The following is a 24,731-nucleotide window of genomic DNA, read 5'->3' on the forward strand; positions in this document are numbered from 1 at the left end:
CCAGGCTCGGCACCGGTTCAACGCGAAAGGCCCGGCCGGATTTCCCGGCCGGGCCTTTCGTCGCGAGGCTAGACGCGCGCAGGTTGGGCGTCCGCCGAGGCGTGGTCGTCGACCATCGTGAGCTCGTCGAACGGGTAGTCCCCGCGCAGCACCGCATCGACCTTCGCCTTGTCCACGGTGTGTGTCCATGAACCGACCAGCAGGGTGGCCACCGCGTTGCCGGAGAAGTTGGTCACCGCGCGGGCTTCGGACATGAACCGGTCGATCCCCACGATCAGCCCGACGCCGTCGAGCAGATCGGGGCGATGGGCCTGCAGGCCGCCGGCCAAGGTGGCCAATCCGGCGCCCGTCACACCGGCCGCTCCCTTCGACGCGACGATCATGAACACCAGCAGGCCGATCTGCTGCCCGACCGACATCGGGGCGCTGAGCGCGTCGGCGATGAACAGCGCCGCCATGGTCAGGTAGATCGCGGTGCCGTCGAGGTTGAACGAATATCCGGTCGGCACAACGACACCGACGGTGCTGCGGTCGACGCCCAGGTGCTCCATCTTGGCGATGAGGCGCGGCAGCGCCGACTCCGACGAGGACGTCGAGAAGATCAGGAGGTACTCGCGGGCCAGGTACCGGACCAGCTTGAAGATGGACACTCCCGACACCGCGCGCAGCAGAGTGCCGAGTACGCCGAACACGAACAGCACGCAGGTCACATAGAAGCCCAGCATCAGCGTGAGCAGCTGGGTGACGGCGGTCCAGCCGGTCTGCCCGACGACGTTGGCGATCGCGCCGAACGCACCGATGGGCGCCAGCCACAGGATCATGATCAGCACCTTGAACACGAGCTTCTGCAGGTGCTCGATACCGCGCAGGATCGGTTCACCCGCGCTGCCCATGCCCTGCAGCGCGAATCCGACCAGCAGCGCCACGAACAAGGCCTGAAGCACGCTTCCGGCGGTCAGCGACGAAAACAGCGTCTCCGGGATGATGCCCTTGACGAAGTCCATGAGTCCCCCGGCCTCGTGTGCCTTCTCCGCGAGCTCGGCGCCTTTGCCTGCCGAGCTCTCGGACAGGTGCATGCCGCTGCCAGGGTGGATCAGGTTGCCGACCACCAGACCGATGGTCAGCGCGATCGTGGACATAACCAGGAAGTAGCAGAAGGCCAGGCCACCGACCTTCCCGACGGTCGCGGCCTTGCGTACCGAGCCGATCCCCAACACGATCGTGCAGAAGATGATGGGGCCGATCATCATCTTGATCAGGCTGACGAACATGGTGCCGAGCACGCCCACGCTCTTTCCGACCTCGGGTGCCACGAGCCCCACGATCACGCCGACGACGACGGCCGCGATGACCGCGATGTAGAGCCAGTGCGTGCGGTCGCGACGCCGCGGGGGCGCCGGCTCTGATTGCGGGTCTATGGACACGGTCATCGGTCCACCTCCAGTTTCGGTCCGGTTCGACGTGAATGCGCTGTACAAGCACCTTCGACCATAGGGTGAGCCAGGTCACGTTTTAGTTCATTACGTTCACGCGGCGATCCGGCCCCGAGGCGAGTGCCTTCGGGGCCGGATCAGCGACCGCTGGCTCAGATGCCTGCGCAGAGCGACACAAACGGGATCGGTGCGCAGATGCCGACCGAGAAGTACGGCGTGATGTCGCCGTTCCACGCCGGCGGCGGGGGTGGTGGGGGCGGCGGCAAAGGGGCCGCCACGCAGGTGTTGGAGGGTGGATCGAATACGGTGCCCGCTCCGCACTCGGTGGCATTGGCGAAGGCCGGAGACATCGCCGTCACCACTGCCAGCGACGCAACCGCGGTCGTGATGATGGTTGTCAGGCGATGAATGATGCCGCTCATCGCAGGTCTCCCTTGGATCTACCCTCGACCCTGCTTATGGTCAGATTCTACGACTCCGCGCCCGCGAACAGCAGCCCTGAATTGACGGTCGCGAAGGTCGCCAGATTGTCGGCTCGAACCCGCTACCAGCGGATATCCGGGGCACTACTTTGGAAGATCATTGCCTTCACAATCGGAGGTGTCGTGACGCGTTGGTGGTGGCGGCTGTCGGGGCGGGTCCGGCCACGCTCGCTGGCAGGGCAGGCCATCGCGCTGCAGGTCCTGGTGGTCGCGGTGGTGGTGCTGGCCGGCACGGCGCTGGCCCTGCTCGACGCCCGCCGTGACGGCGAGGATGCGGCCCGCCAGCAGGTGGTCGGTATCGCCACGGCCCTGGCCGATTCCCCTTCCACTGCGGCGGCCATCGAATCCGGAACCGCGACACAGGTTTTGCAGCCGGTGACCGAGGCGGTGCGCACCGACACCGACATCGCGTTCATCACGATCATGGCGCCGGACGGCATCCGGTTCACCCATACCGATCCCAGTCAGATCGGCGGACATTACCTGGGCACGGTCGAGCCCGCATTGCGCGGCGAGACATTCAGCGAGGTCTACACCGGGACGCTGGGTCCGTCGGTGCGCGCGATCGCACCGGTGCGTGGTCGCGACGGGCGCATCGTGGGCCTGGTGTCGGCGGGGATCACCCAGCAGACGCTGGGGCAGCGCTGGCGCGCGCAGATTCCCGTGATCGTCGCGGTAACGGCTGCCGCACTGGGGGTTTCGCTGGTCGGGGTGGGGGCCATCCGGCGCAGGTTGCTGCGCCAGACGCGGGGGCTGCGGCCCGACGAGCTGCGGGTCATGTACGACCACCATGACGCGATCCTGCATTCGGTGTCCGAGGGGCTCATCGTGCTCGATCGCGACGGGGTGGCGCTGGCCAACGACGAAGCCCGCCGGCTGCTGAGTCTTGGGCCCGGTCCGGTGCGAACCCAGGACCTGCCGGAGTTTCTGCGCAGCACCGCCCCCGGGGCGCGCGACGAGTTGCACGTCACGGCCGACCGGGTGCTGGTGGTGAACCGGGCCCGCGTCGCCAACACCGGGTCCGGCGGGCAGGAGCGAAGCGACCGGGGAGTCAGTTCGGAAGTCGTCACCATTCGTGATCGCACCGAACTGCAGGGCGCCCTGGGCGAACTCAGCTCGCTGCAGGTTCTGACCGACTCGTTGCGGGCACAGGCGCACGAGTCGGCGAACAAACTGCACACCGTGGTCACCATGGTGGAAATGGGCCGGCCCGAGGACGCGGTCCGATTCGCCACCAGCGAGTTGGAGTTGTCGCAACGCCTGGTGGACCGGCTGTCGCAGGCCGTCGGCGAACCGGCCCTGGTGGCCCTGCTCCTCGGCAAGACGGCTCAGGCGGACGAACGCGGCATCGCGCTGACGGTCACCGAGGACACCCAGTTGTCCGCCGACGCCGTACTCTCCGGACAGGAGATGGTGACGGTGCTGGGTAACCTGATCGACAATGCGATGGATGCGTGTGACCGTGAGGATCCGTGGATCGAGGTCACGGTGAGCCAGGACGATCACGAGTTGTTGATCCGGGTCGCCGACAGCGGGCCCGGCATGGACCCGGACACCTTCGAAAAGGCTATGCAGCGTGGATATTCCACGAAATCCGCCGACACGTCCGGTCACGGGCTGGGGCTGGCCCTGGTCGCCCAGGTGGTCAAACGGCATTCCGGCACGTTGACCGCGGATGTGACGTACGGCTCGGTGGTGACAGTGACAATACTGCGATGAGCGACCAGACGATCAACGTCCTCATCGTCGAGGACGATCCGTTGATCGCCGAGGCCCATCAGACCTATCTCGGCCGTCTGCAAGGGTTTTCGGTGACAGCTGTGGCGCACACCGCACGTGATGCGATGCGGGCGGCGGCGGGAGCCGCCGCATCCGAGCATCCTGTCGACCTGGTACTGCTGGATATCGGATTGCCCGATGCCAGCGGAATCTCGTTGGCGTCCGGGCTTTCCGGTTTACGGCCCGCACCCGACATCATTGCGATCACCTCGGAGCGCGACCTGGAAATGGTGCGGGCCGCCGTGGCCCACGGCGCGCTGGCCTACCTGCTCAAGCCGTTCACCTTCGCGGCATTTCGCGATCGGCTGGAGCGTTACCGCCGTTATCGTTCGGCACTGCCGTCGGGAACCGATGCCGCGAGCCAGGCTGAAGTCGACCGGGCATTGGCCGAATTGCGGGTTGCCTCAAGCGAATCTGCCAGATCTTCCGCAAAAGGTGCGGCGCCGCAGACCACCGAGGGGATTGCCATCGCTGTGCGCGACGAACCCGACGGCCTGACCGCCGACGAGGCAGCCAAGCGCGTCGGAGTGTCGCGGGTGACGGCGTGGCGCTACCTCGAGCGTCTGGCCGATGAAGGCACCGTCACCCGCAATACGGAGTACGGCAAGGCCGGGCGACCGCGCACCCGTTATCGGTGGCGCTGAATCAGCTGAATCAGACGCCGACCGGCGCCAGGGCGGGCAGTTCGTGCATCTCGACCGCGTCCGCCGAGACCAACTGCGAGTACAGTGACTCGGCGACGTCGAAGACGTTGACCTGGCCGGCGTAGTCGGCGATGTACAGCCGCGTGCCGTTGTCGCGCACGGCGACCGCCGCGGGCTGCGCGTGCACGTCGATGCTGCCTTGAATCTCGCTGCTCAGAGTGCACCAGACGATGACGCGGTCGTAGTCGACCAGGTACGCGCGGGTGGCGTCAGGGCTCAGCACCAACTGGGTGGGTGCCCCGCCGACCTCGACGGCGTCCACCACAGTGCCGGCGGACAGGTCCACGGTGTGCACCACACCGCGGTGCTCACGGTCAGAGGTCAGCACGTAGGCAACGCCGTCGCCGATCGCGATGTCGCGGATCGGGGCGCCGATCCAGACCGTGGCCTGCGCCTGGGCGGTTTCGGTGTTGACGACGACCAGCCGGCTGCCGCGGAAGTCGGAGGTGGCGACGTACAGGCGCTTGCCGGTCGCGTCGATCTGCAGGGCATCGAGATTGACACCCGCACCGGTGGCGATGTCGATGGTGCCGACGCGCTCGGCGGGGGTGTCGATGACCGCGATGTCGATGCGCTCGTGGCCCGCACGGCCGGCGAACACACGCTTGCCGTCCGGGCTGATGGACAGGGCGGTGACGCTGAAGGCCAGCGGGTACTCGTTGAGCACCGTGCCGGTGATGGTGTCGACTGCCACGATCGCGTCGTGCCCGGCGGTGGCGATGCTGACGTAGGCGTGGTCATCGGCGGCCACGACGGCGAAGGGGTCGCCCGAGAGGCGGACCGAACCCACCACACCCATGGTGTGAGGGTTGATCACGGTCAGGCTCTGCGTCGCGGTGTTGGTGACCACCACGGTGTCACGCTCGGGATCGACGGCGATGTCGCCGATCGGCCCGCGTCCAACCTCGGCCAGGCCGGCCACGTCGATGTCATCCAACGCACCGTCGAATGCGACGCTGTGGACAGCCGAATCGTCGATGGCGCGGCCATCGTGGCCGGGGCGCAGCGCTGCGACCAGCGCACGCAGGAAGTTGTTTGCCATCGTCATCGGCACCTCCGCCGGCAAGGCTTTCACCGGCTCTAGATTTCAGGTCGATCTGCGCCGGGAGTGGCGCGGTTGCATTGAGTCTAGCGACGAAACCGACAGCACCTGGACGACTTCACAGCGAATATGCGACCGTCGCCAATACTCTCTCAGAATGCACTTAGGAAATTCTTCGTTATCGACTCGTTACCTTTTGGCCACTTTTGATTAAAAGCCTGTTACCAGGGACTTCGCAGCATCGCTAAGACATCCCACATTTCACGAGCAGCAGGGCCGTCAATAGCAATTCTTACCATCTCCGGCAAAAGTGAGCGGTAGATCACACCGCGACACGTCAGCAAACTTTCTGCAGCGTCAACTCAAGGTGGTCGGCAGCGGCGGCGGATATGTGTTACTGCTGTGAAAGCTGAGCCATGCCGAATCGGTAGTTCGCTACACGCCGCAACTCGCCCGGCACCGGTTACAGCCGCAGTGCTGCCGCGGTGGCCGGGCCGACGATTCCGTCGATCTTCAGTCCGCGGGTGCGCCGTTGGAACTCCTTGACCGCGGCCTCGGTCTGCGGGCCGAAGACACCATCGATCTCGAGATCCCCCGCGTATGCCGCGTAGGCGGATTTGAGCCGGCGCTGCAACGCGGCGACCTCGGGCCCCTCCATGGGCCGGAACAACAGGACATCGGTGTACTGCCCCACCGGAACCGGCGGCCGGGGCGTGGGCGCCGGTTTCACGACTTCGCCGATCTGTGCCTGGATGTCGGCGCGCAGGATGTCCATGTCGATGGCGCCCGGATCCCACTTGCCTTGCGCGCGGCCCGCATACTCCTTGTGCCCGATGGTGCGTTCGGAGCTCTGCGCCAACCGGCGATTGATCGCGGCGCAACACCGCACCAGTGCGAAATACTGTGCGTCAGGCCAGTTCTTGCGATGCGGCGCTGTCGGGCTGGTACCGCTGTTGGCGCACTCGATACCGATCATGTGCCAATTGCCCATGTTCGTCGGCAACCACGGATACATGCCGACACCGGCATGCCAGGCCACCCCGAGCGCGACGACCGTCACCGTTCCGTCGCGCGCGATGTGCAACTGCGACAACGGGCCGGGAAGGTCAGGCCGTCCAGCGGCGATCGATGCGGCCGTGGCGGTGTCCAACCCGGTGTGATGCACCATCACCCCGCGGATGTCCTTGAAATCGCCGTGCCCGCGCGTGCGCCAACCCGGATACTCGACGAGATCGATGCCTTCCGCCCTGAGCACATCGGCCAGCCAGACCGGGTCACCGGTCCATCGCCCTGTCTGTGGCACTGAGATTCCTTTTCCTTGCGCAGCAAACCATCCGTGGAATCAACCCTACGCGCGGGAGCCGACACCTCCCCGAATGCACTGGAGCGGCCAGACTGGTTATGCAGCAGGCTCTTTGCCCACCGAAACCTCACCTGCGGTGCGATCAGTGAGCACGTTCGCCGGCATCAGACCAAGCAAACACATCCAATCGGTTGCAGCGATACTTTCGATCCGCATCGGCGGCCGAATGTGCGAGCATCTGCGCATGGATCCGAAGGACGACCCCGAGGCTCGCATCCGGGAGCTCGAACGCCCACTCGCCGAGGCCGCCCACGCATCCGAGCTCGGCACCGGTAAGACCACGCGCCATTCCGGTCCGCCCCCGACCCAGCCGTGGACCAACGCGTTCCCACCACCGCCCCAGGGACCCCCGGCTCCGTGGCCGGGATACGAGCCTTACCCCGCCCCGCCGCGACCGCGACGCAGCACGGGCAGCGCGCGCCTCATCCTCGCATTCGGCGTCCTGACCGTGTCCCTGATAATCGGCGGCCTCGTGACGGCCTTTCTGATGTTCAGCAAGCCCGACGCAGACACTGCCGACACCGACACCGACACGGTCACCGACAGCCAGTCGACGACCATCCGGCAGACCACGATCAATGGAGTGCCACAGCCCGGATCCATTGCGCCGACCGAGGTTCCGGCGGGAGAGACAGTGATCGTCTCGGGCATCAACGAACACCGGACCGTCCAGTGCCGGGAGAACACCGTGATCGTCAGCGGCATCGAGAACGAGGTCGAGATCCTCGGCCACTGCATCGCGGTGACTGTGTCCGGCGTCGAGAACGTCATCACCGTCGAATCCGTCGAAACCATCGGGGTGTCAGGATTCGACAACCGGGTCACCTACCGCAGCGGGGAACCCGAGGTAAGCAAATCGGGTCAGTCCAACGTGGTCGAGGCGGGCTGACCGACGGCCTCTACAGCACCTTCGACAGAAACTCCTGCAGCCGAGGGTGTTTCGGGTTGTCGAACACCTCGGCCGGGGTGTCGTCCTCGACGATGTTGCCGTCGGCCATGAAGATCACCCGGGAGGCCACCTCGCGGGCGAAACCCATCTCGTGGGTCACCACCACCATCGTCATGCCACCCTCGGCCAGGTCGCGCAGCACTTGCAGTACATCGCCGACCATCTCGGGATCCAGCGCGCTGGTGGCCTCGTCGAACAGCATGATCGACGGGTTCATCGCCAGGGCCCGGGCGATCGCGACGCGCTGTTTCTGACCACCCGACAACGTGGCCGGTTTGACCTTGGCCTTCTCCGCCAACCCCACCTGGGTAAGCAACTCCATGGCCCGCTTCTCGGCGGCTGCCTTGTCCATCTTCTTGGTCAGCAGCGGCGCCAGCGTCACATTGTCGATCACGGTCATGTGCGGGAACAGGTTGAAATGCTGGAACACCATGCCGATGTGCTGACGAACCTTGTCCAGGTTCACCCGCCGGTTGGTGAGGTCGAACTCGTCCACCGTGACCCTGCCCGCGGTGATGTCCTCAAGCTTGTTGAGGCACCGCAGGAAGGTGGATTTGCCCGATCCCGACGGTCCGATGACGCAGACCACCTCGCCCTTGCTGATCGTGGTGTCGATGCCGTCGAGCACCACCAGGTCGCCGAACGATTTCTTCAGTCCCTCGATGCGGATCTTGACGGTGCCCTCGGGTTCGGCGGCCGCGGCTTCCGGTACCAGCTGGGTCATTTCACGATCCTCTTCTCGAGCCGGTCGGAGAGTTTGGTGAGCGTCATGATGACGATGAAGTAGATGATGCCGATGATCAGCCACATGGTGAAGGACTGGTAGTTGCGGGCGATGATCAGGCGCCCGGTCTGGGTCAGCTCGGCGATCCCGATCACCGACAGGATCGAGGTGTCCTTGAGGGTGATGACGAACTGGTTGATGTACGACGGGATCATGGTCCGAATTGCCTGCGGCAGGATGACTTTGCGCATCGTCGGCAGGTACCCGATGCCCAGGCTGCGCGACGCCTCCATCTGTCCCTTGTCCACCGATTGGATTCCGCCGCGGACGATCTCGGTCATGTAGGCCCCGGCGTTGAGTGAGAGCGTGATGATGCCCGCCGTCAGCGCCGACATCTGAAAGCCCAGTGCCGTCGGAATGCCGAAATAGATGAAGAAGGCCTGCACCAGCAGCGGCGTACCACGGAAGATGTCGACGAACGTCGTGCCGATGGCCCGCAGCACGATCGACCGCGACACCCGGAAGAGCCCGAAGATGACGCCGAGCACCAGCGCGATGGCGATCGACACCACCGTCAGGATCAGCGTCATCTTCAGGCCGGTCATCAGGAACGGGAAGGTGCTCTTGAGCAGTCCGGCGAAGGAGTTGTCGGCCTCGGTGGCCCCTTCGCCGAGGTACTTCTCGACGATCTCGTCGTACCGACCGGACTCCTTGAGTTCCTTGAGGCCGGCGTTGAATTTTGTCAGCAGCTCGGCGTTGCGGCCCTTGTTGACCGCGAAGCCGTAGCTGGAGCCCTTTTCCTTGGGCGTCACGGTCTTGAATCCGTTGCCCTGCTGGATGCCGTAGGCGAGCACCGGGTAGTCCTCGAAGACGGCCACGGAGTTACCGGTCTTGACTTCCTCGAACATCGAGGCCGAATCCGCGAACGAGACGATCTGGAAGCCGTACTTGTCCTTGATCGACCCGGCGAATTCGGCACCCTGGGTGCCGTTCTTGACCGCGACCCGCTTGCCCTTGAGGTCGGCGTAGGACTTGATGTCCTCGTTCCCGGCCAGCACCGCCATCTGCACGCCGGATTCGAAATACGGGTCGGAGAAGTCGAAGACCTTCTTGCGCTCATCGGTGATCGACATGCCGGCGATCACCCCGTCGGCCTGGTTGGCCTGAACGGCCTGTAGCGCGGCGTCGAAGCCCAGCGGCTTGATCGTGATGTTGAACTTCTGGTTCGCCGCGATCTCATTGATCAGGTCGATGTCGATCCCGACGAATTTCCCGTCCACGTCCTGGAATTCGAACGGCGCGAAGGTGATGTCGGTGGCGACGATGTAGGTCTCGCCCTCGGCCGAGGCTCGAGCCGGGGCCAGCATGGCGGCCCCGAACAATCCGACCAACAGTGCCACGACAGCGGCCATCAGCCGGTGCGGCGACCGGATGACCCCGGCAATGCCCACACGCGACGCGGATTCGGCTCTCATCGCCCAGTCTCCTATCCAGGTATGAAACGACGAGTCCTCACGCTATCGCCGTCACTGCGATTAGGGCGGTATTTACCGGGGCACGGTTCGGCAATCCGATCAGGTCGCCGGACCGCACTACGCGCCACCGCGACGGCGGGTCTCCCCCACACAGGCGCACGGGTCATCGAATTGACCTGTGCGGGAAGAAGATAGTTGCACGGGGGAACGTCCCCGGCTGTCACGCCATCAGCCGATGGCAACCCGCGTGGTGGGCTTTACAAATCTCCCGACCTGTCCATCTAGCCGCCGTGAGAACCGCTCCTGTAAAAGGACGTTCGGCCGGAGATGCTCCTTATTGAGGTAGTGCACTACGCGTGAGGAATGACTGCGGTCAGTCGTACGTTTTGAACATCAGAGCGTTAGAGAGTACGGCGCTTGGTTCAGAGGAAGTTTCGATATGAGCGTTTTCCATCCGGTTTCCGCCGCCCGACGCGAAGCCTCATCACAGACCATGACGCGCCGCCACACGCACGAGCCGGTGCTCATCACCGAACAGCAGGTGCTGTTCAGTACTGCCGCGGCAGCGGGCACCCAAGCGGACCACAACCTCGTCACGATGATGTCGCATGCGGTGTCATCGGTGACGCAGCACTGGCGGGCGCGGCACGCTCGCCCGTACTACCCATCGCGATACAGCTATCTCGAGAACAGCCTGATGGCTCGGGAGATGGAACGGCTCTAACCGGGTAGGCCCCGCTGGTCAGCCGGCCAGCGCTACCGGCGTGATCACCTCGGAATATCGCGACGCGTCGCCGGCGATCACCCGGCTGTGCCGGCCGTGGACATCGACCGGGACATCGCCGGCCAGGGTGATCCGGCTCAGCCGGCGGAACTGGTCGTCGTAGTCGTCCACCGCGTAATGCTGGGTGGCCCGGTTGTCCCAGATCGCCAGATCGCCGGGTTCCCAGCTCCATCGAATCGTGTTCTCCAGCTTGATGACCCGGTTCTGGAGCAGCTGGAACAGGGTGGACGATTCGGCGGCGCCGAGGCCGACGAACTTTTTGATGAAGTGTCCCAGCAGCAGTACCCGCTTGCCGGTCTCGGGATGGATCCGCACCACCGGATGCTCGGTCTCGTAGTACTCGGACTCGAACTCTTCGCGGTACTGACGGTGGCCGTCGGCAATAACGGGCCGGCCCTCGTGGTCGACCCGATCACCGGCCGCATAGTCGTATTGGTTGGTGTGCACGGCCCACAGGTTCTCGACCAGCACGCGCAGCGGCTCGGGCAGCCGGTCGTAGGCGGCCTCGGTCGACGCCCACGTCGTGGTGCCGCCGTAGTCCGGGAGCGTGACGGCCCGCAGCAGCGAGGCCTTCGGGACGCGGTCGACGAACGTCACATCGGTATGCCAGCTGTTGGCTTTGTCATACCGCGAGTCGATCGGCAGGATCCGGTCGCCGCGTGAGGTGACGGTCGGGTGCGCTCCCGTCGGCGTGCCGAGCAACCGGGCGAACGCCAACTGAAGGTCGTCGTCGAGGTGGTGCTGACCGCGGAAGAAGATGACCTTGTGCTCGAGGAGGGCATCGTTGATCGCCGACACCGTGGCCGGATCGAGGGTGCCGTTGACGTCGATTCCGTCGATGCGGGCCCCGATGTGGGCACCGAGCTTCACTACACGCAGAGAGGACACCCCGTCACCATCGAGGATGGGGTGTGGCAGCGCCACGGTTGTGCTCACTACGAGCGCAAAGACCTCTGAAGATCAGTCGATGCGGATGACGTAGGTGCCGTCGTCGTCGCGCTCGATCTGGCCATCGAGGGCATTGATCCACACCGGGGTGTCCCGTCGCGAACCGAGGAACGCGCTCTGCACGGAGCCCCCGGGCTGCAGGTCGACATTCCACTCGTCGTCCTGGGCGACGATGGTGAGGATCTCCTCGCCATTGGCGCGACGGATCGAGATCACCTGGCCGTTGGAGTCCAGATCCTCCAGACCGGCATCGTCGTCATCGAGGTACTCATCAAGCTCAGCGTCATCGAAGATCTCGGCGTCCGAACCACTGACATCGTCATGCACGCCGACGACTGTACCCAGCATCACGTCCACCGATGCAGACGCCGGCGGATTGAACCGCTAACGTGCACCCGACGTTTACAGGCTGTTCGCCCGGGGAACAAGGAGTCCCGCTGCGGCGTTGGCCCAAAACATTGGTCTTGAACTTAGGAGGATCATTTATGGCTACCGATTACGACGCCCCCCGCGTCAAGGAGACCGACGAGCCCGCTGAGGAGTCGCTGGAACAGCTGGCCACGCGGCGCACCGCAGCCGACACCGCGGTCATCGACGAGGACGAGGTGGTCGATTCGTTCGACCTGCCCGACGCTGACATCTCCGGAGAGGAGCTGAGCGTGCGGGTCATCCCGAAGCAGGCTGACGAGTTCACCTGTTCCAGCTGTTTCCTGGTGCAGCACCGCAACCGGTTGGCGCTCCAGAGGGGCGAGCAGCAGCTCTGCGTCGAGTGCGTCTGACGCAGAGCCGTACCGGGGCCTGACGGCCCCGGCGCCCTAACGGCAGCAGTTTGGGTCGAGCACGGAACACAGCGCGACGAGCGAGTCCCGGCGCGGGCGGTGGTAGACGTTCATACCGCGCCGTTCGGATTCCACCATCCCCGCTCGCCGCAGTTGCGACAGATGATGACTGACCGTGGATTCGGCCAGGCCGACCGCAGCCGCGAGATCACACCCGCAGACCTCCCCGGCCTCCGCACTGAACAACAGCGAGACGAGCTTGACCCGCACGGGGTCGGCCAACGCTTTGAGCCGTAAGGCGATCTCCAGCGCCCCATCGTCATCGATCGGGCCGGCCGCCACAGGTGAGCAGCAGACCGGTTCAGAGGTGTCGACCACCGGCAACGCCTTGGGCATGAATCAATCCTGCCAGAGAACATTGACATATGTCGAAGAGGTGGCATTATCGACGCTGCCGAATAGTTCGACATAAGCCGCAGAGGTTGGAGGCTGTCATGTCCCGCGCACAACTCGCCCTGAACGTCGATGATCTCGACGAGGCCATCGCGTTCTACTCGAAGCTCTTCAACACGGCACCGGCGAAGGTCAAACCCGGCTACGCCAACTTCGCGATCGCCGCTCCCCCGCTGAAACTGGTGCTCATCGAAAATCCCGGGCACGGCGGGACACTCAACCATCTCGGCGTCGAAGTCGAGTCCAGTGACCAGGTGCACGCCGAGATCGCCCGCCTCACGAACGAAGGCCTGTTCACCGAGGAGGAGATCGGCGCAACCTGCTGCTTCGCAACGCAGGACAAGGTGTGGGTGACCGGGCCGGCCGGCGAAAAGTGGGAGGTCTACACCGTTCTCGCCGACTCGGAAACATTCGGCACCAACTCGCCCGCACTCGATGCCACCGAATCCGGCGGCACCTGCTGCGCCTCGTGAACCAGCCTGCCGCAACCAGGCTCTCCACCCTGGACCGGCTACTGCCCGTCTGGATCGCCGTGGCGATGGCCGGAGGCGTGCTGCTCGGAAGGCTCGTTCCCGGAGTCAACACTGCCCTGAATCACGTTCAGATCGACGGCATCTCGCTGCCGATCGCACTGGGCCTGCTGATCATGATGTACCCGGTCCTGGCAAAGGTGCGCTACGACCGACTCGACCGCGTGACCGGTGATCGCAAGCTGTTGATCAGCTCGCTGATCCTCAACTGGCTGCTGGGCCCCGCCCTGATGTTCGCGCTGGCCTGGCTCTTTCTGCCCGATCTGCCCGAGTACCGAACGGGTCTCATCATCGTCGGGCTGGCTCGATGCATTGCCATGGTCATCATCTGGAACGACCTGGCCTGCGGCGACCGCGAGGCGGCCGCGGTACTGGTCGCCCTCAATTCGATCTTTCAAGTGCTCATGTTCGCCGTGCTCGGCTGGTTCTACCTGTCGGTGCTCCCCGGCTGGCTGGGCCTTGAGCAGGCCCGCATCGACACATCGCCATGGCAGATCGCCAAGTCCGTGCTGATTTTCCTGGGCATTCCGCTGCTGGCCGGCTACCTGTCGCGACGCATCGGTGAATCGGCGAAGGGCAGGGACTGGTACGAATCGACGTTCCTGCCGCGTATCGGCCCGTGGGCTCTGTACGGCCTGCTGTTCACCATCGTGGTGCTGTTCGCGCTTCAGGGCGATCAGATCACCGGTCGGCCCTGGGACGTCGCACGCATCGCGCTGCCGCTGTTGGCGTACTTCGCGATCATGTGGGGTGGCGGATACGCGCTGGGAGCGGTGCTGGGACTGGGCTACGAGCGCACCACCACCCTCGCGTTCACGGCCGCGGGCAACAACTTCGAACTGGCCATCGCGGTGGCCATCGCCACGTACGGCGCAACCTCCGGCCAAGCCCTGGCAGGCGTGGTCGGCCCGCTGATCGAAGTGCCCGTACTCGTGGCGCTGGTCTACGTGTCTCTGGGGTTGCGACGACGGTTCACCGCAACCGCAGGCTCCGCTGCGCCGATGAGGGTCAGCCGATGACCGCGCACCACCGCCCCAGCGTGTTGTTCCTGTGCACGCACAACGCCGGCCGGTCCCAGATGGCGATGGGCTTTTTCGCACACCTTGCCGGGGACCGGGCATCCGTGTTCTCGGGAGGCTCGGAGCCGGCCGACAAGGTGAATCCGGCCGCGATCGCCGCCATGGCCGAAGTCGGTATCGATATCGCACACGAGCAGCCACAGCGATGGACCGACGACATCGTCGAGGCGAGCGACGTCGTGGTCACGATGGGATGCGGGGACACCTGCCCGTACTTCCCGGGCAAGCGCTACGAGAACTGGGACCTGGCCGATCCGGCCGGCCTCGGAGTCGATGCGGTCCGTCCGATCCGCGACGACATCGAGCGGCGTGTGCGCGTACTACTCGTCGAACTCGGACTCGGCCCCGCCGACTGATTTTCCGGTGCCCGGTGGCGGTGGTGGCCTACCGTGACATTCGTGACTGAAGCCGCCATTCGTCAGCGCATCGCCGAGGGTGTGGATGCGATCCGTGCGCGCGACCTCGACACACTCACGGCTCTCTATGCGCCCGACGTCGTGTCGTTCGACCTCGGGGCGCCGCTGCGGTACGCCGGCGACGACAACAAGCGAAGGGCCTGGCACGAGGTCTTCACCGCGTACACCGGACCGATCGGTTACGACGTACATGAGCTGACCGTCACCACCGAGGGCGACATCGCGTTCATTCACAGCCTCAACCACGTCCGCGGCACCCTGGCCAGCGGCCGCGACATCGACATGTGGGTGCGGTGGACGGCCTGCCTGAAGTGCGTCGACGGCGTCTGGCGCGTCTTTCACGACCACATCTCGGTGCCCGCCGACCTCGAATACGGCAAGGCCATCCTGAATCTCACTCCGTGATCCACCAGAACCGCCCACACCAGCGCGCATAGTTCCTATCCTCAGAACTGCAGACCCACAACGACGTTGGGAGCGCAGATGACCGAGGGTGCGACGGCGGAAGCTCGACATGCCGGGCACAGCTACCACTTCGATCGACACACCCCGCAGTATCGCGACCAGTTCGAGCCGATCACCTCCGAGATGCTGGGCTCGTGCCCTCTCGCCTGGACCGACACGTACGGCGGGCACTGGGTGGCCGCCGGCAGCAGCGAGGTCTTCGAACTGGCCCGCTGCCCACACATCTCGAACGACAACGACATCGTCGGGGAGCGAAAAGGCTACCGGGGCATCAACATTCCGCGCGGCGAGGTGAGCACGCAGTTCCGCGGCGGCATGTTGGAGATGGACGATCCCGAACACCGCGCCTACCGGACACCGCTCAACGGGTACCTGTCCCCGGCCGCGGTCGCGCGGTGGAGGCCGGTGGTCGACGAGCTCGTCAGGGCGTGTCTGGACGAGAAGATCGAAGACGGCAGTATCGATTTCGTCGACGATCTGGCGAACATCGTCCCGGCGGTGTTGACGCTCGGTCTCCTGGGTGTCCCGCTCGCCGAATGGGAGATCTACTGCGAACCCGCGCATGCGTCGGTGTACACGCGCGCCGACTCCCCCGACGCCAAACGCGTCTTCGACCTGTCCGTGGCCTCAGCGCTGCACATGATGGGCCATGTCTCCGTGATCCGCGAGGATCCTCGGCCAGGGTTGATCGACGCCATGGTCCAGATGCGTATCGATGGCGAGCCGGCACCCGATTCGGAAATCCTCGGCATGCTCATGCTCCTGATCGGCGGCGGCTTCGACACCACCACGGCACTGACCGCGCACTCGCTTGAATGGCTCTCCCAGCACCGGGATGAGCGTGAGCGGTTGAGCCGGGACCGCGCTTCCCTGCTCGACCCGGCGACCGAGGAGTTCCTGCGGTTCTTCACCCCGGCACCCGGGGACGGCCGCACCATCGCCGAGGACATCGAAGTGGATGGGGTGCCACTCAAGGAAGGCGAGCGGTTGTGGCTTTCCTGGGCGATGGCCAACCGCGACCCACGTGTCTTCGAGAGCCCCAACGATCTCATGATGGACCGAACGGGTAACCGCCACTTCAGTTTCGGCTTGGGCGTGCATCGGTGCATCGGCTCGAATGTGGCGCGCACGGTGTTCAAGTCGATGCTCACCGGCGTGCTCGACCGGATGCCGGATTACCGGTGCGATCCCGACGGTGCCGTCCACTACGAGACCATCGGCGTCATCCAGGGCATGCAACATCTGCCCGCGACATTCACCCCCGGTCGCCGGATCGGTCCGGGTCTGGCTGAGACACTGGAGAAACTGCAACGGATCTGCGATGAGCAGCAACTGGCCGCGCCGATCACGGTGCACAAGGCCACCGCGGTCATCGACTGAAAGCGAACGACATGACAGCCCTGATCCCTACCCGCCACCTGATCGGCACCGCCTGCTCCGCATTCGCGATCGTGGCAGCGACGACTGCGATCGTCGCCTCGCCCGCTCCGTCGACCGTGCTGGCAGCCTGTCCGAACGGCGAGGACAACGACACCTACACCGGCAGTTGTGTTCCCTACCTGGTGCCGAACTCAGCGAGCAGCAACACCCTGTGCCCGCCCGGAGTCACCGGCACTGAGTGCGGTTCGGCAGAAGTCCAGGCCACTCCCACTGCGCCGGTCGCACCGACGGGCCCCGAGCAGGAACTCGAAGACGTGAGCACACCGGGTTTCTGATGGCCGGGCGAACATGACCACCGGATCCCATGGCGAGGTCCAGCTCGAAAACGACTGGTTTCGGGTCACGAAGTGGACCATCGAGCCGGGCGGCGCGATACCGATGCACCGCCACGATCACGAATATGTGGTTGTGCCGCTGGTCACCGGCACCATGCACGTCGTGACCGCCGACGGCGTCGAAATCGTCGCAGAACTTGTTGCCGGCCAGAGCTATTCACGCCTTTCCGGCTCGGAGCATACCGTTGAGAACCGAGCTGACCGCGAGACGATCGCCTTCGTCGAAGTCGAGCGGCTTGCCTGACGTCGACGCGATACTGAATCGCCAGAGCCCGTAGCCGGCTGCCTCAGGAGGTGCGCATGGTCAGCGTCACAGCTCCGTTGTGGGTGGGGTTGCTGATCGGTGCGGCATTCAGTGTGCCGGCATCGTTGTGGGGAATCGGCAACCCCGAGACGATTATCCGAACTGCCAGGCTGGTAGACCGGCTCCTCCTCGGCTGCTTTCTGTTTGTCACCGCGATAGGCGCTGTTTTGCTTTATGGCCTTTATGCGCTGGGATTCTCGATGCACTTCTCGCCGAGACCCACGTATCTGATCGGCGTCACCCTCGGCGGGTTGATGTTCGGCGCCGGAGCGGCCGTATGCGGCTACTTCCCGGGCACCGAGATGATCGCCCTCGGGGAGGGCCGCCGAGACGCCCTGGCAGCGCTGCCCGGCGGACTTCTCGGCGCCGCGGCGTGGTCCGCGGTTTACCAGACCGATGCAGGCCGATGGCTGGTGCACACCGCCGACCTCGGTGATCTCGTGGCTACCGGAAACATCGCGAGTATCCGCCCCATGCCCATGTTCGCAATCGCAGTCGCTTATGCGGCGGCCGCGTTGACGCTGCTGTACTATCTGCCGCGATATGCGGGTGGAAAGCACAGTTGTTTTCAGCATCTACGCACCACCAGCGCCCCGGTCGATGAACACGACCGGGCCTATGCCGAGGACACCGCTGCCTATCTGTCCGAAGGTGCGGCCGTGCCGCCCCGTCCCGCCCTACTTTCCCGGCTGGCGTCACAACGCGTGCCTCGCGCGACCTTCTTCGCGCGAGCCACCGCCATGGCAGCCATGTTCGTGGCCGCGCTCGTGGTTCTGTCGCTGTTCCTTCGTCAGCCCTTCGGCATGTCGACCACCTACTCGTGGGTGGTGGGACACCTCTTCATGCCGGGCTTCGACTACAGCCGACTCGTCTTCGCCACGATCGGCTGGGAGCCCCTGGTGGTTCTCGGCGTCCTGCTCGGATCTCTGTTCTCGGCACTGTTCATCACAGGTCGCTTCAACGCGTTCCGCCCCGTCGTACCGCCCTCATGGCGTAATCGATTCGGCCCCGGCCGCGCCAGGCGGGCAGCGGCATGCTTCGTGGGATCTTTTTTCGTGATTTTCGGGGCCAGGATGGCCGGTGGATGCACCAGCGGGCACACCCTCAGCGGCGGTATCCAGTTGGCGGTCAGTGCGTGGCTTTTCACTGCGGCTTTGCTCGGCGGGATGTTGCTCACCGCTCGGCTCGTCTACGGCCATTGCAGCTGGACGGTCGATCCGGTGAAACCCGAGGTCTAACGGCCGCCAGAGGGGCGGAAAACTTCCCCCGAATCGGGGGACGACGGGAGGCCACCGCGCCCATAATCTCGTTGCCATGGCGCACAACGGAAACAACGATTGGACCCAGCCCGCAGCTATCGCCCTCCCCAAGGAGGGCTATTTCGAACTGACCCGGGGACGGTACGGGCCGGTGTTCCCCCGTACCCCCGCCTGCTACGGCTTCAACATCATCGCCAAGGTGCTCGACGGCCACGAGCAGGCGATCCGCGATTACGGCAAGCAGCTCGAGGCGGCCGTCGCCGCGCAGCCCGAGGTGCTGGCCCCGCTGAAGCTGCACTACCTCCGCTGGCAGCTGTTCGACGTCGGATCCGGTCTGCACTTCCAATACCAGGGCATCTTCGACACCGACTTCGACAAGTACACCGAGGACGCCGTCAAACTGTTCAGCTCGACCGGCATCACCACGGCGTTCACCCACCTGGAGGGCTTCCCGGAGGACTGGAAGACCAATCCGGAGGCCTTCATTATGTTCGTCCGGAACCACCAGGTGCCCAGTTTCCTGGAGTATGGCGAGTACCCGTACGTCACGTCCGAGGAGGTCAAGAAGGCCCTGCGGCTCAAGGCCGCGTTCTCCGACATGCTGGATCAGATGCAATGACAGCCCTCGAATTCGACGACATCCAGCACATCATGCTGACCGGGACGCCCCACTTGACCGGTCGGTACGAGTTCCTGTCCTTCGACACCCCCGAAGCGGGACGCGCCTGGCTGACCGAGATGGTTCCCCTCGTGCAGTCGGCCACCGATGTCCGCGAGACGGTCAACGTCTTCAAGCGTTGGGTCAACCTGGCTTTCACCTGGAATGGGTTGCGCGCGTTGGGTCTGGACGACGGGTCGCTGGCGAGTTTCCCCGACGAGTTCCGTGAAGGGATGGCGTCGCGGGCCGACATCCTCGGGGACACCGGTGCGGCCGCGCCCGAACACTGGCTGGGCGGGCTGGCCGGCGACGACCTGCACGCCATCGTCATCCTGTTCGCCCGGGACGAGGAGGAGAGCGTGCGGTGCGTCGGCGAACACGACGCACTGCTGGCCCGCTGCCCCGGGGTGCGGTCACTGTCGCATCTGGATCTGGCGGCCACCGCACCCTTCGAGTACGACCACGATCACTTCGGGTACCGCGATCCGGTGTCTCAGCCACAGATGAAAGGTTCCGGAGAGGTACTGATTCCCGGCTCGGGCGGGGCGCTGGAACCGGGCGAGTTCATCCTCGGCTATCCGGACGAGGAGGGACTGGTAGCGAATCAGCCGACACCCGAGGCGCTTTCGCGCAACGGCAGCTATATGGCATACCGCCGCCTGGAGGAGCATGTCGGGGTCTTCCGCGACTACCTGAAGCAGAATGCCGAGGGTGCCGAGGGCGAGGAGCTGCTGGCCGCGAAATTCATGGGCCGCTGGCGCAGCGGTGCACCGTTGGTGTTGGCACCCGAGCACGACGATCCGGAACTGGGTGCGGATCCGATGCGCAACAACGATTTCGACTACGGCGAAATGGATCCGCACGGGTACGCCTGTCCGATCGGCGCCCACGCCCGCCGGCTCAACCCGCGCGACACCGAACCGAATCCGAATCGGCGCAGGCTGATCCGGCGCAGCGGCACCTACGGCCCGGCGCTGCCCGAAGGCGTTGCCGACGACGGAATCGAACGCGGTGTCGGGATGTTCCTGATCTGCGCCAGTCTGGTGCGTCAGTTCGAGTTCGCCCAGAACGTCTGGATCAATGACTCGTCGTTCAAAGATCTCGGCAACGAACACGACCCCATCTGCGGCACCCAGGACGGCACGCTGGACTTCAAGATTCCCAAGCGGCCGATCCGGAAGGTCCACAAGGGGTTACCGGCATTCACCACGCTGCGCGGCGGGGCGTACTTCTTCCTGCCCGGCCTGAGCGCGCTGCGCTACCTCCAAACTCTTCGAACAAAGGAGTCAGCATGACCACCTCCGCCCGTACCTACAACCAGGCCCACATCACCCGCCCGCACAACGGCAAACGACGCGTCAGCATCTACTGGTCGTGGAGCTATCCGTGGGAGGCCCAGCGCGACCCGGCACTGCTGTACAACCGGTTCTCCACCATGACCGAGGTTCGCGCGGCGACGTGGCCGGCATACGAAGGGCCCGAGTACAGCCCGCGGAACTTCCTGCAGGGCGTCGACGGAACGCTGGAACTGTTCCACCGGTCGTCCTTGGCTTTCCAAGACGTGGCCGGTGAGGCGACCGGACATCCGGTGGCGGTGTTCCAGCGGGTCGACCAGGCCGGGTACCGGTTGCCGATCGATGAACGCATCCTGGACGACACCGACACCCTGATGATCTTCGGCCTGGATCATCTGCTCGGCGAGGAGGACTCCTCGCCGGAGGAGATCGCGGCGATACAGCAGTGGTTGCGTCAAGAAGGCAAGTGCCTGATGCTGGCGCCGCATCACGACGTCGGGTTCACCGACGACAAAGAGCAGCAGCAGATGGAGTACCTGCATCACGGCGACCCCCTGACGCCGAGGATCCAGCGGTTCAGCGGGTTCGCGCGGTCGCTGCTGACCGGACTGAACATCCCGGTGCACAACACCTGGGGCCTGCGCCCCGCCACGGTCGAGGGCACCAAACAGATTGTGCCGCTTACCGGATTCCGCGATCTGGATTCCGCCGGCCTGCTGCGCGACGTCACGACGCTGGCCTTGCATCCGCACCTTCCACACTATGAGCTGACCGCGCCCGAGGGACCTGACCTTCGGGTGCTGGGCCGGCAATTGATCGACCAGACCCGGCCCCATCCGTTCACCCTGGCGGGCAACACCGAGTTCAACGCACTGGTCCACATGCCGCCGTCCGGTGACCGCGCCGGCGACATCGTGCTTGTCGACTCAACTCATTTCACGACCCTGTTCGGTGCGAGTGACAGCCTGAAGTCCTTCTGGCGCAACCTCGTGACGATGGCCTGACGTGACCGATCTGCTGTTGCAGGGCTCGAATATCGCTGTCGCTTTCTTCGTCGTCTCGAGCACCCTTGCCGTTGGTCTGAGTCTGACCGCCAGTCAGATCCTCGCGCCGCTCAAGAACATTCGTCTGGTTGCGCTGTCGCTGGCGGCGAACTTCGTGCTCGCGCCGCTGGTTGCGTTCGGGCTGTGGCGGGTGTTCGGACTCGACGAGCCGCTCGGGATCGGGCTGCTGCTGTGCGGGCTCGCAGCCGGCGCACCGTTTCTGATCAAGCTCGCCGAGTTCGCGAAGGCCGACATGGCCTTCGCGGTGGGCCTGATGGTGCTGTTGATGGTGGTGACCGTGGGCTATGTGCCGCTGGTTCTGCCGGTCTTCGTCGCAGGCACCGCGGTCAACCCGGCCCAGATCGCGGTGTCCCTCGTGGTGCTGATGCTCATCCCGTTGGCCGTAGGTCTGGCGATGCGGGCCCGCGGGCCCGGCGTCGCCGTCCGCATCCAGCCCGTGGTGGCGAAAATCTCCACCATCAGCATGATCCTCGTGATCGTGCTGACCACCGCCGCCCATTTCAACAGTGTGCTGTCCGTGTTCGGCACGTTCGGCATTCTGGCGGCAGTCGTCTACACGGTGATCTGCGCCGGGATCGGTTGGCTCCTCGGCGGATCCGCGGCAAGGGACGTCCTGGCGCTGGGGACCGCACAACGCAACGCCGCCGCAGCGTTCGTCGTGGCCGGACAGAACTTCGACGATCCGAAGGTCGTCGTGATGATCACCGTCGTATTGATCGTCGAGTTTCTGATGCTGTTGCCGTTCGCGCGGCGGCTCGCGCGGTCTCGGTGAGCAGCCCGAGCCGATCCGCTTCAGCCACCGCGGCGGCGCGGGAAGAAACGGCGAGCTTGCGGTAGATCGACGTGGCCTGGCTTTTCACCGTCTCCCGGCCCAGCGTCAGCTCACCGGCGATGCGCTGCAGAGACAGATGGGTGGCCAGGTAAGGCAGAAGCCTGAGCTCGGCCGTCGTCAACGACGGCCGAGCGCCACGGGCCGCACGGGCTGCCGACAACGCCCGAATACGTTCCAGCCCTTGCCTGATGCCGATGGCATCGGGTTCGCGCCGGTGGGCACGTTGCGCCGCATCCAGGTGGCGGTCACACAGTTCGGTGTCGTCGATCTCCACAGCTGCGCCGGCGACCAGCACATGGGCCATCAGGGCGGTACGGGCGGAGAGATCACCCAGCCGGTCGACCAGCCGTTCGGTGGCACGGACGGCCGAGCGCGTTCCCGCCACGTCGCCACGCCGGGCCCGGACCAGTGCGTCGACCGCGTAGACCACCACCATCGGGACCATGTCGGACAGGTCCCGTGAGTCGACGATCGAGCGCGCGGCCGCGGCGTGTTGGACGGCGGCCGGCAGATCGTCGTCGCCGAGATCCAGAGCGGCGAGGTGCGCCAGCGCGGCGGCCTGGAATCCCGGGAGGTCCTCGATCACCGGGAGCGCTGATTCCAGGGTGGCCCGCGCCCGCTCGGTTTCGTCGAGCATGGCCAGCGCGGCGCCTTTCATCGTCGTCGCCGCGCCCCACCACGGATTTACCATGTGATCGCCTGCGGCACAGACTGTTTCGGCATGTCGAATGACCTCGCCCACCCCGCCTACACCCAGCAGTGAACCGATCAGGGCCGCAGCCACCTCGACCGAGGGCGTGCCGTCCGCGAGTGGCTTGCCGGTGTCGGCCGCGCTCGCGGTCAACAGCGAACGCTGGATCAGCTCGGCGTCGCCGGTCATCACGCCCAACCAGGCCCGCGCGATCGCGGCGTCGGGGTAGTCGGTGAAGGTCTGCTCGTCGATCAGACTGAGCCGGCGGGAAAGGACCCCGGCCCAGCCGTCGAAGCCCAACCGCACCGCATCGTTTCCCACCAGCGCGGCCGCCTGGGCACGGTCGCCGGCGGCAAGCGCCTGGGTCAACGCCCCGTCGATGTCACCAGCTTGGGCCAGCCGATCTGCCGCCCGCGCCGCCAATTCCCGGAACCGGTCCGGATCCCGGTCACGCAACCGCGCGCGCAGGAGGTCGCCGAAGAGCTGGTGATAGCGATACCAGACACCTTGGGCGTCAAGGGAAACCAGGAACATGTTGCCGGATCGAATGATCGCGTCGAGCATCGCAGCCGAATCGGCACGTCCGAGCAGCACATCGAGTTCGCCGGCGCAGAAGCGGTCCAGGACCGCTGATTCCATCAGGAATGTGGCGGTATCAGGGTCGAGCTGGCTGAGCACCTCCTCGACCAGATAGTCGGCCACCAGCCGGTGCCGACCGGTCACCACCTCAGCGGGCGCGCCGTCGCGCAGCGCCAGCGCTGCCATGACCACACCGGCCGCCCAGCCTTCACACTTGTCGAGTACCCGCGCGATCGTGGCCTGGTCGGCGCCACCACCGATGGCCGCGAAGGCGGCCGCACCTTCGGAGCCCGACAACTGCAGCTCCGGAATCCCGATTTCTACGACACGGCCTTCGAGCCGGCGCTTCGCCAGATCGAGCGCAGGCATCTGGCGGGCGACGAGCGCCAGCGTCGCCGATTCCGGGGCCAGGTCTACCAGCGCGCGCAGGGTGTCGACGGCGGCAGTCGCCGACAATTCGTGAACGTCGTCCAGCACCAGCACGGCGGGCCCCGAAGTTTCGAGGGCCTGGACGAAGGCTGTTACCAACTGGGTTCCGGCCCGGCCCGCGCCCTGCAGGTAGTGCAGCACCGCCGGGTCGATGGGCCTGATCTGGTCGAGCGCCGTGGCGAGGTGCAACAGCAGGTGCGCGGGATCGTTGTCGAGGTTGTCGAGCCGCGCCCACGCAAACGGGCGTTCGTCGGCGTCGTCCCACTGGGCCACCGCGGTGGTCTTGCCGTATCCCGCGGGCGCCACGACCACGACCAGCCCGGTGCTACCCCGCAGTACCCGCGTCACCCCCGGACGGGGAACACCGGCGAGGCCGGCGGCCGGCCGTCCCACGGTCGCCACCGGAATGTGTACCGGCCAGGATCCTGCTCCCACTTCCG

26 protein-coding genes and 1 pseudogene are annotated in these 24,731 nt (G+C 65.4%); 17 read left to right on the top strand and 10 right to left on the bottom strand.

The window, feature by feature from the left end; all coding sequences use genetic code 11:
• Window positions 1-68 precede the first annotated feature (68 nt).
• On the bottom strand, window positions 69-1,430 hold the full coding sequence (locus tag AB0I14_RS24020) for a cation:dicarboxylase symporter family transporter (protein WP_358026868.1): 1,362 nt from the start codon (window positions 1,428-1,430) through the stop codon (window positions 69-71).
• A gap of 155 nt (window positions 1,431-1,585) precedes the next feature.
• Window positions 1,586-1,855 (bottom strand): hypothetical protein, encoded by a 270-nt coding sequence (locus AB0I14_RS24025; protein ID WP_358026871.1) that lies wholly within the window; start codon window positions 1,853-1,855, stop codon window positions 1,586-1,588.
• Window positions 1,856-2,038: 183 nt separating this feature from the next.
• Here AB0I14_RS24025 and AB0I14_RS24030 point away from each other — a divergent pair, with 183 nt between their 5' ends.
• Window positions 2,039-3,634 carry an ATP-binding protein gene (locus AB0I14_RS24030; RefSeq protein ID WP_358026874.1) on the top strand — a complete coding sequence of 532 codons (1,596 nt, stop codon included), beginning with the start codon at window positions 2,039-2,041 and terminating at the stop codon, window positions 3,632-3,634.
• The gene (locus AB0I14_RS24035) at window positions 3,631-4,338 is read left to right on the top strand and encodes a response regulator (protein ID WP_358026877.1); all 708 of its coding nucleotides are present in this window, start codon (window positions 3,631-3,633) and stop codon (window positions 4,336-4,338) included. Before AB0I14_RS24030 ends, AB0I14_RS24035 begins: the two co-directional genes overlap by 4 nt.
• A gap of 10 nt (window positions 4,339-4,348) precedes the next feature.
• Here AB0I14_RS24035 and AB0I14_RS24040 read toward each other — a convergent pair whose 3' ends face one another.
• On the bottom strand, window positions 4,349-5,446 hold the full coding sequence (locus tag AB0I14_RS24040) for a YncE family protein (protein ID WP_358026880.1): 1,098 nt from the start codon (window positions 5,444-5,446) through the stop codon (window positions 4,349-4,351).
• 457 nt (window positions 5,447-5,903) lie between these two features.
• Window positions 5,904-6,743 (bottom strand): N-acetylmuramoyl-L-alanine amidase, encoded by an 840-nt coding sequence (locus tag AB0I14_RS24045; RefSeq protein ID WP_358026883.1) that lies wholly within the window; start codon window positions 6,741-6,743, stop codon window positions 5,904-5,906.
• A gap of 244 nt (window positions 6,744-6,987) precedes the next feature.
• Between AB0I14_RS24045 and AB0I14_RS24050 the strand changes: the two genes are divergently transcribed.
• On the top strand, window positions 6,988-7,692 hold the full coding sequence (locus AB0I14_RS24050; protein ID WP_358026885.1) for a DUF3060 domain-containing protein: 705 nt from the start codon (window positions 6,988-6,990) through the stop codon (window positions 7,690-7,692).
• A 10-nt stretch (window positions 7,693-7,702) separates the two neighbouring features.
• Here the strand turns inward: AB0I14_RS24050 and AB0I14_RS24055 are convergent, their stop codons facing one another.
• On the bottom strand, window positions 7,703-8,476 hold the full coding sequence (locus tag AB0I14_RS24055; protein WP_358026888.1) for an amino acid ABC transporter ATP-binding protein: 774 nt from the start codon (window positions 8,474-8,476) through the stop codon (window positions 7,703-7,705).
• The gene (locus AB0I14_RS24060) at window positions 8,473-9,888 is read right to left on the bottom strand and encodes an amino acid ABC transporter substrate-binding protein/permease (RefSeq protein ID WP_358027296.1); all 1,416 of its coding nucleotides are present in this window, start codon (window positions 9,886-9,888) and stop codon (window positions 8,473-8,475) included. Before AB0I14_RS24060 ends, AB0I14_RS24055 begins: the two co-directional genes overlap by 4 nt.
• Before the next feature lie 502 nt (window positions 9,889-10,390).
• On the opposite strand from AB0I14_RS24060, the gene AB0I14_RS24065 reads away from it, so the two are divergent.
• Window positions 10,391-10,675: a hypothetical protein gene (locus AB0I14_RS24065; protein WP_358026891.1), complete on the top strand. Its 285-nt coding sequence runs from the start codon at window positions 10,391-10,393 to the stop codon at window positions 10,673-10,675.
• 18 nt (window positions 10,676-10,693) lie between these two features.
• On the opposite strand, the gene AB0I14_RS24070 is transcribed toward AB0I14_RS24065, so the two are convergent.
• Window positions 10,694-11,623 (bottom strand): TauD/TfdA family dioxygenase, encoded by a 930-nt coding sequence (locus tag AB0I14_RS24070; RefSeq protein ID WP_358027299.1) that lies wholly within the window; start codon window positions 11,621-11,623, stop codon window positions 10,694-10,696.
• Between the two features lie 72 nt (window positions 11,624-11,695).
• Window positions 11,696-12,010 carry a hypothetical protein gene (locus AB0I14_RS24075; protein WP_358026894.1) on the bottom strand — a complete coding sequence of 105 codons (315 nt, stop codon included), beginning with the start codon at window positions 12,008-12,010 and terminating at the stop codon, window positions 11,696-11,698.
• Between the two features lie 158 nt (window positions 12,011-12,168).
• On the opposite strand from AB0I14_RS24075, the gene AB0I14_RS24080 reads away from it, so the two are divergent.
• The gene (locus AB0I14_RS24080) at window positions 12,169-12,462 is read left to right on the top strand and encodes a DUF4193 domain-containing protein (protein ID WP_358026897.1); all 294 of its coding nucleotides are present in this window, start codon (window positions 12,169-12,171) and stop codon (window positions 12,460-12,462) included.
• A gap of 36 nt (window positions 12,463-12,498) precedes the next feature.
• On the opposite strand, the gene AB0I14_RS24085 is transcribed toward AB0I14_RS24080, so the two are convergent.
• Complete coding sequence (locus tag AB0I14_RS24085; RefSeq protein ID WP_166906124.1) at window positions 12,499-12,858, bottom strand: Rv2640c family ArsR-like transcriptional regulator; 360 nt, start codon at window positions 12,856-12,858, stop codon at window positions 12,499-12,501.
• Window positions 12,859-12,956: 98 nt separating this feature from the next.
• Between AB0I14_RS24085 and AB0I14_RS24090 the strand changes: the two genes are divergently transcribed.
• From AB0I14_RS24090 to AB0I14_RS24145, 12 genes and pseudogenes are all read left to right on the top strand, one after another.
• Window positions 12,957-13,388 (top strand): ArsI/CadI family heavy metal resistance metalloenzyme, encoded by a 432-nt coding sequence (locus AB0I14_RS24090; RefSeq protein ID WP_358026900.1) that lies wholly within the window; start codon window positions 12,957-12,959, stop codon window positions 13,386-13,388.
• Window positions 13,361-14,410: pseudogene (gene arsB / locus AB0I14_RS24095) on the top strand (ACR3 family arsenite efflux transporter); the annotation flags it as partial. The gene AB0I14_RS24090 and the pseudogene arsB, both read left to right, overlap by 28 nt.
• A 50-nt stretch (window positions 14,411-14,460) precedes the next feature.
• Window positions 14,461-14,880 carry an arsenate reductase ArsC gene (locus AB0I14_RS24100; RefSeq protein ID WP_358026903.1) on the top strand — a complete coding sequence of 140 codons (420 nt, stop codon included), beginning with the start codon at window positions 14,461-14,463 and terminating at the stop codon, window positions 14,878-14,880.
• A gap of 42 nt (window positions 14,881-14,922) precedes the next feature.
• Entirely contained in the window at window positions 14,923-15,345 is a 423-nt protein-coding gene (locus tag AB0I14_RS24105) for a nuclear transport factor 2 family protein (protein WP_358026905.1), read from the top strand.
• Window positions 15,346-15,423: 78 nt separating this feature from the next.
• Window positions 15,424-16,785: a cytochrome P450 gene (locus tag AB0I14_RS24110; RefSeq protein WP_358026908.1), complete on the top strand. Its 1,362-nt coding sequence runs from the start codon at window positions 15,424-15,426 to the stop codon at window positions 16,783-16,785.
• Window positions 16,786-16,796: 11 nt separating this feature from the next.
• On the top strand, window positions 16,797-17,120 hold the full coding sequence (locus AB0I14_RS24115; protein ID WP_358026912.1) for a hypothetical protein: 324 nt from the start codon (window positions 16,797-16,799) through the stop codon (window positions 17,118-17,120).
• Window positions 17,121-17,133: 13 nt separating this feature from the next.
• Window positions 17,134-17,424, top strand: coding sequence for a cupin domain-containing protein (locus AB0I14_RS24120; protein ID WP_358026914.1), 291 nt, complete (start codon window positions 17,134-17,136; stop codon window positions 17,422-17,424).
• A gap of 56 nt (window positions 17,425-17,480) precedes the next feature.
• The gene (locus tag AB0I14_RS24125) at window positions 17,481-18,722 is read left to right on the top strand and encodes a YeeE/YedE thiosulfate transporter family protein (RefSeq protein ID WP_358026916.1); all 1,242 of its coding nucleotides are present in this window, start codon (window positions 17,481-17,483) and stop codon (window positions 18,720-18,722) included.
• A gap of 76 nt (window positions 18,723-18,798) precedes the next feature.
• Window positions 18,799-19,362, top strand: a complete 564-nt coding sequence (locus AB0I14_RS24130; RefSeq protein WP_358026918.1) for a hypothetical protein — start codon at window positions 18,799-18,801, stop codon at window positions 19,360-19,362.
• Window positions 19,359-20,696 carry a peroxidase gene (locus AB0I14_RS24135; RefSeq protein ID WP_358026920.1) on the top strand — a complete coding sequence of 446 codons (1,338 nt, stop codon included), beginning with the start codon at window positions 19,359-19,361 and terminating at the stop codon, window positions 20,694-20,696. The genes AB0I14_RS24130 and AB0I14_RS24135 overlap by 4 nt, the downstream gene beginning before the upstream one ends.
• A complete protein-coding gene (locus AB0I14_RS24140) occupies window positions 20,693-21,700 on the top strand; it encodes a hypothetical protein (RefSeq protein ID WP_358026923.1) in 1,008 nt (335 codons plus the stop codon). The genes AB0I14_RS24135 and AB0I14_RS24140 overlap by 4 nt, the downstream gene beginning before the upstream one ends.
• A gap of 1 nt (window position 21,701) precedes the next feature.
• Window positions 21,702-22,532, top strand: coding sequence for a bile acid:sodium symporter (locus AB0I14_RS24145; RefSeq protein ID WP_358026926.1), 831 nt, complete (start codon window positions 21,702-21,704; stop codon window positions 22,530-22,532).
• Here the strand turns inward: AB0I14_RS24145 and AB0I14_RS24150 are convergent.
• On the bottom strand, window positions 22,462-24,726 hold the full coding sequence (locus tag AB0I14_RS24150; RefSeq protein ID WP_358026929.1) for an AAA family ATPase: 2,265 nt from the start codon (window positions 24,724-24,726) through the stop codon (window positions 22,462-22,464). The genes AB0I14_RS24145 and AB0I14_RS24150 overlap by 71 nt on opposite strands.
• Between the last annotated feature and the right edge of the window lie 5 nt (window positions 24,727-24,731).

Source organism: Mycobacterium sp. NPDC050441 (assembly GCF_040655355.1).
In the GTDB taxonomy this organism is placed as follows: Bacteria; Actinomycetota; Actinomycetes; order Mycobacteriales; family Mycobacteriaceae; genus Mycobacterium.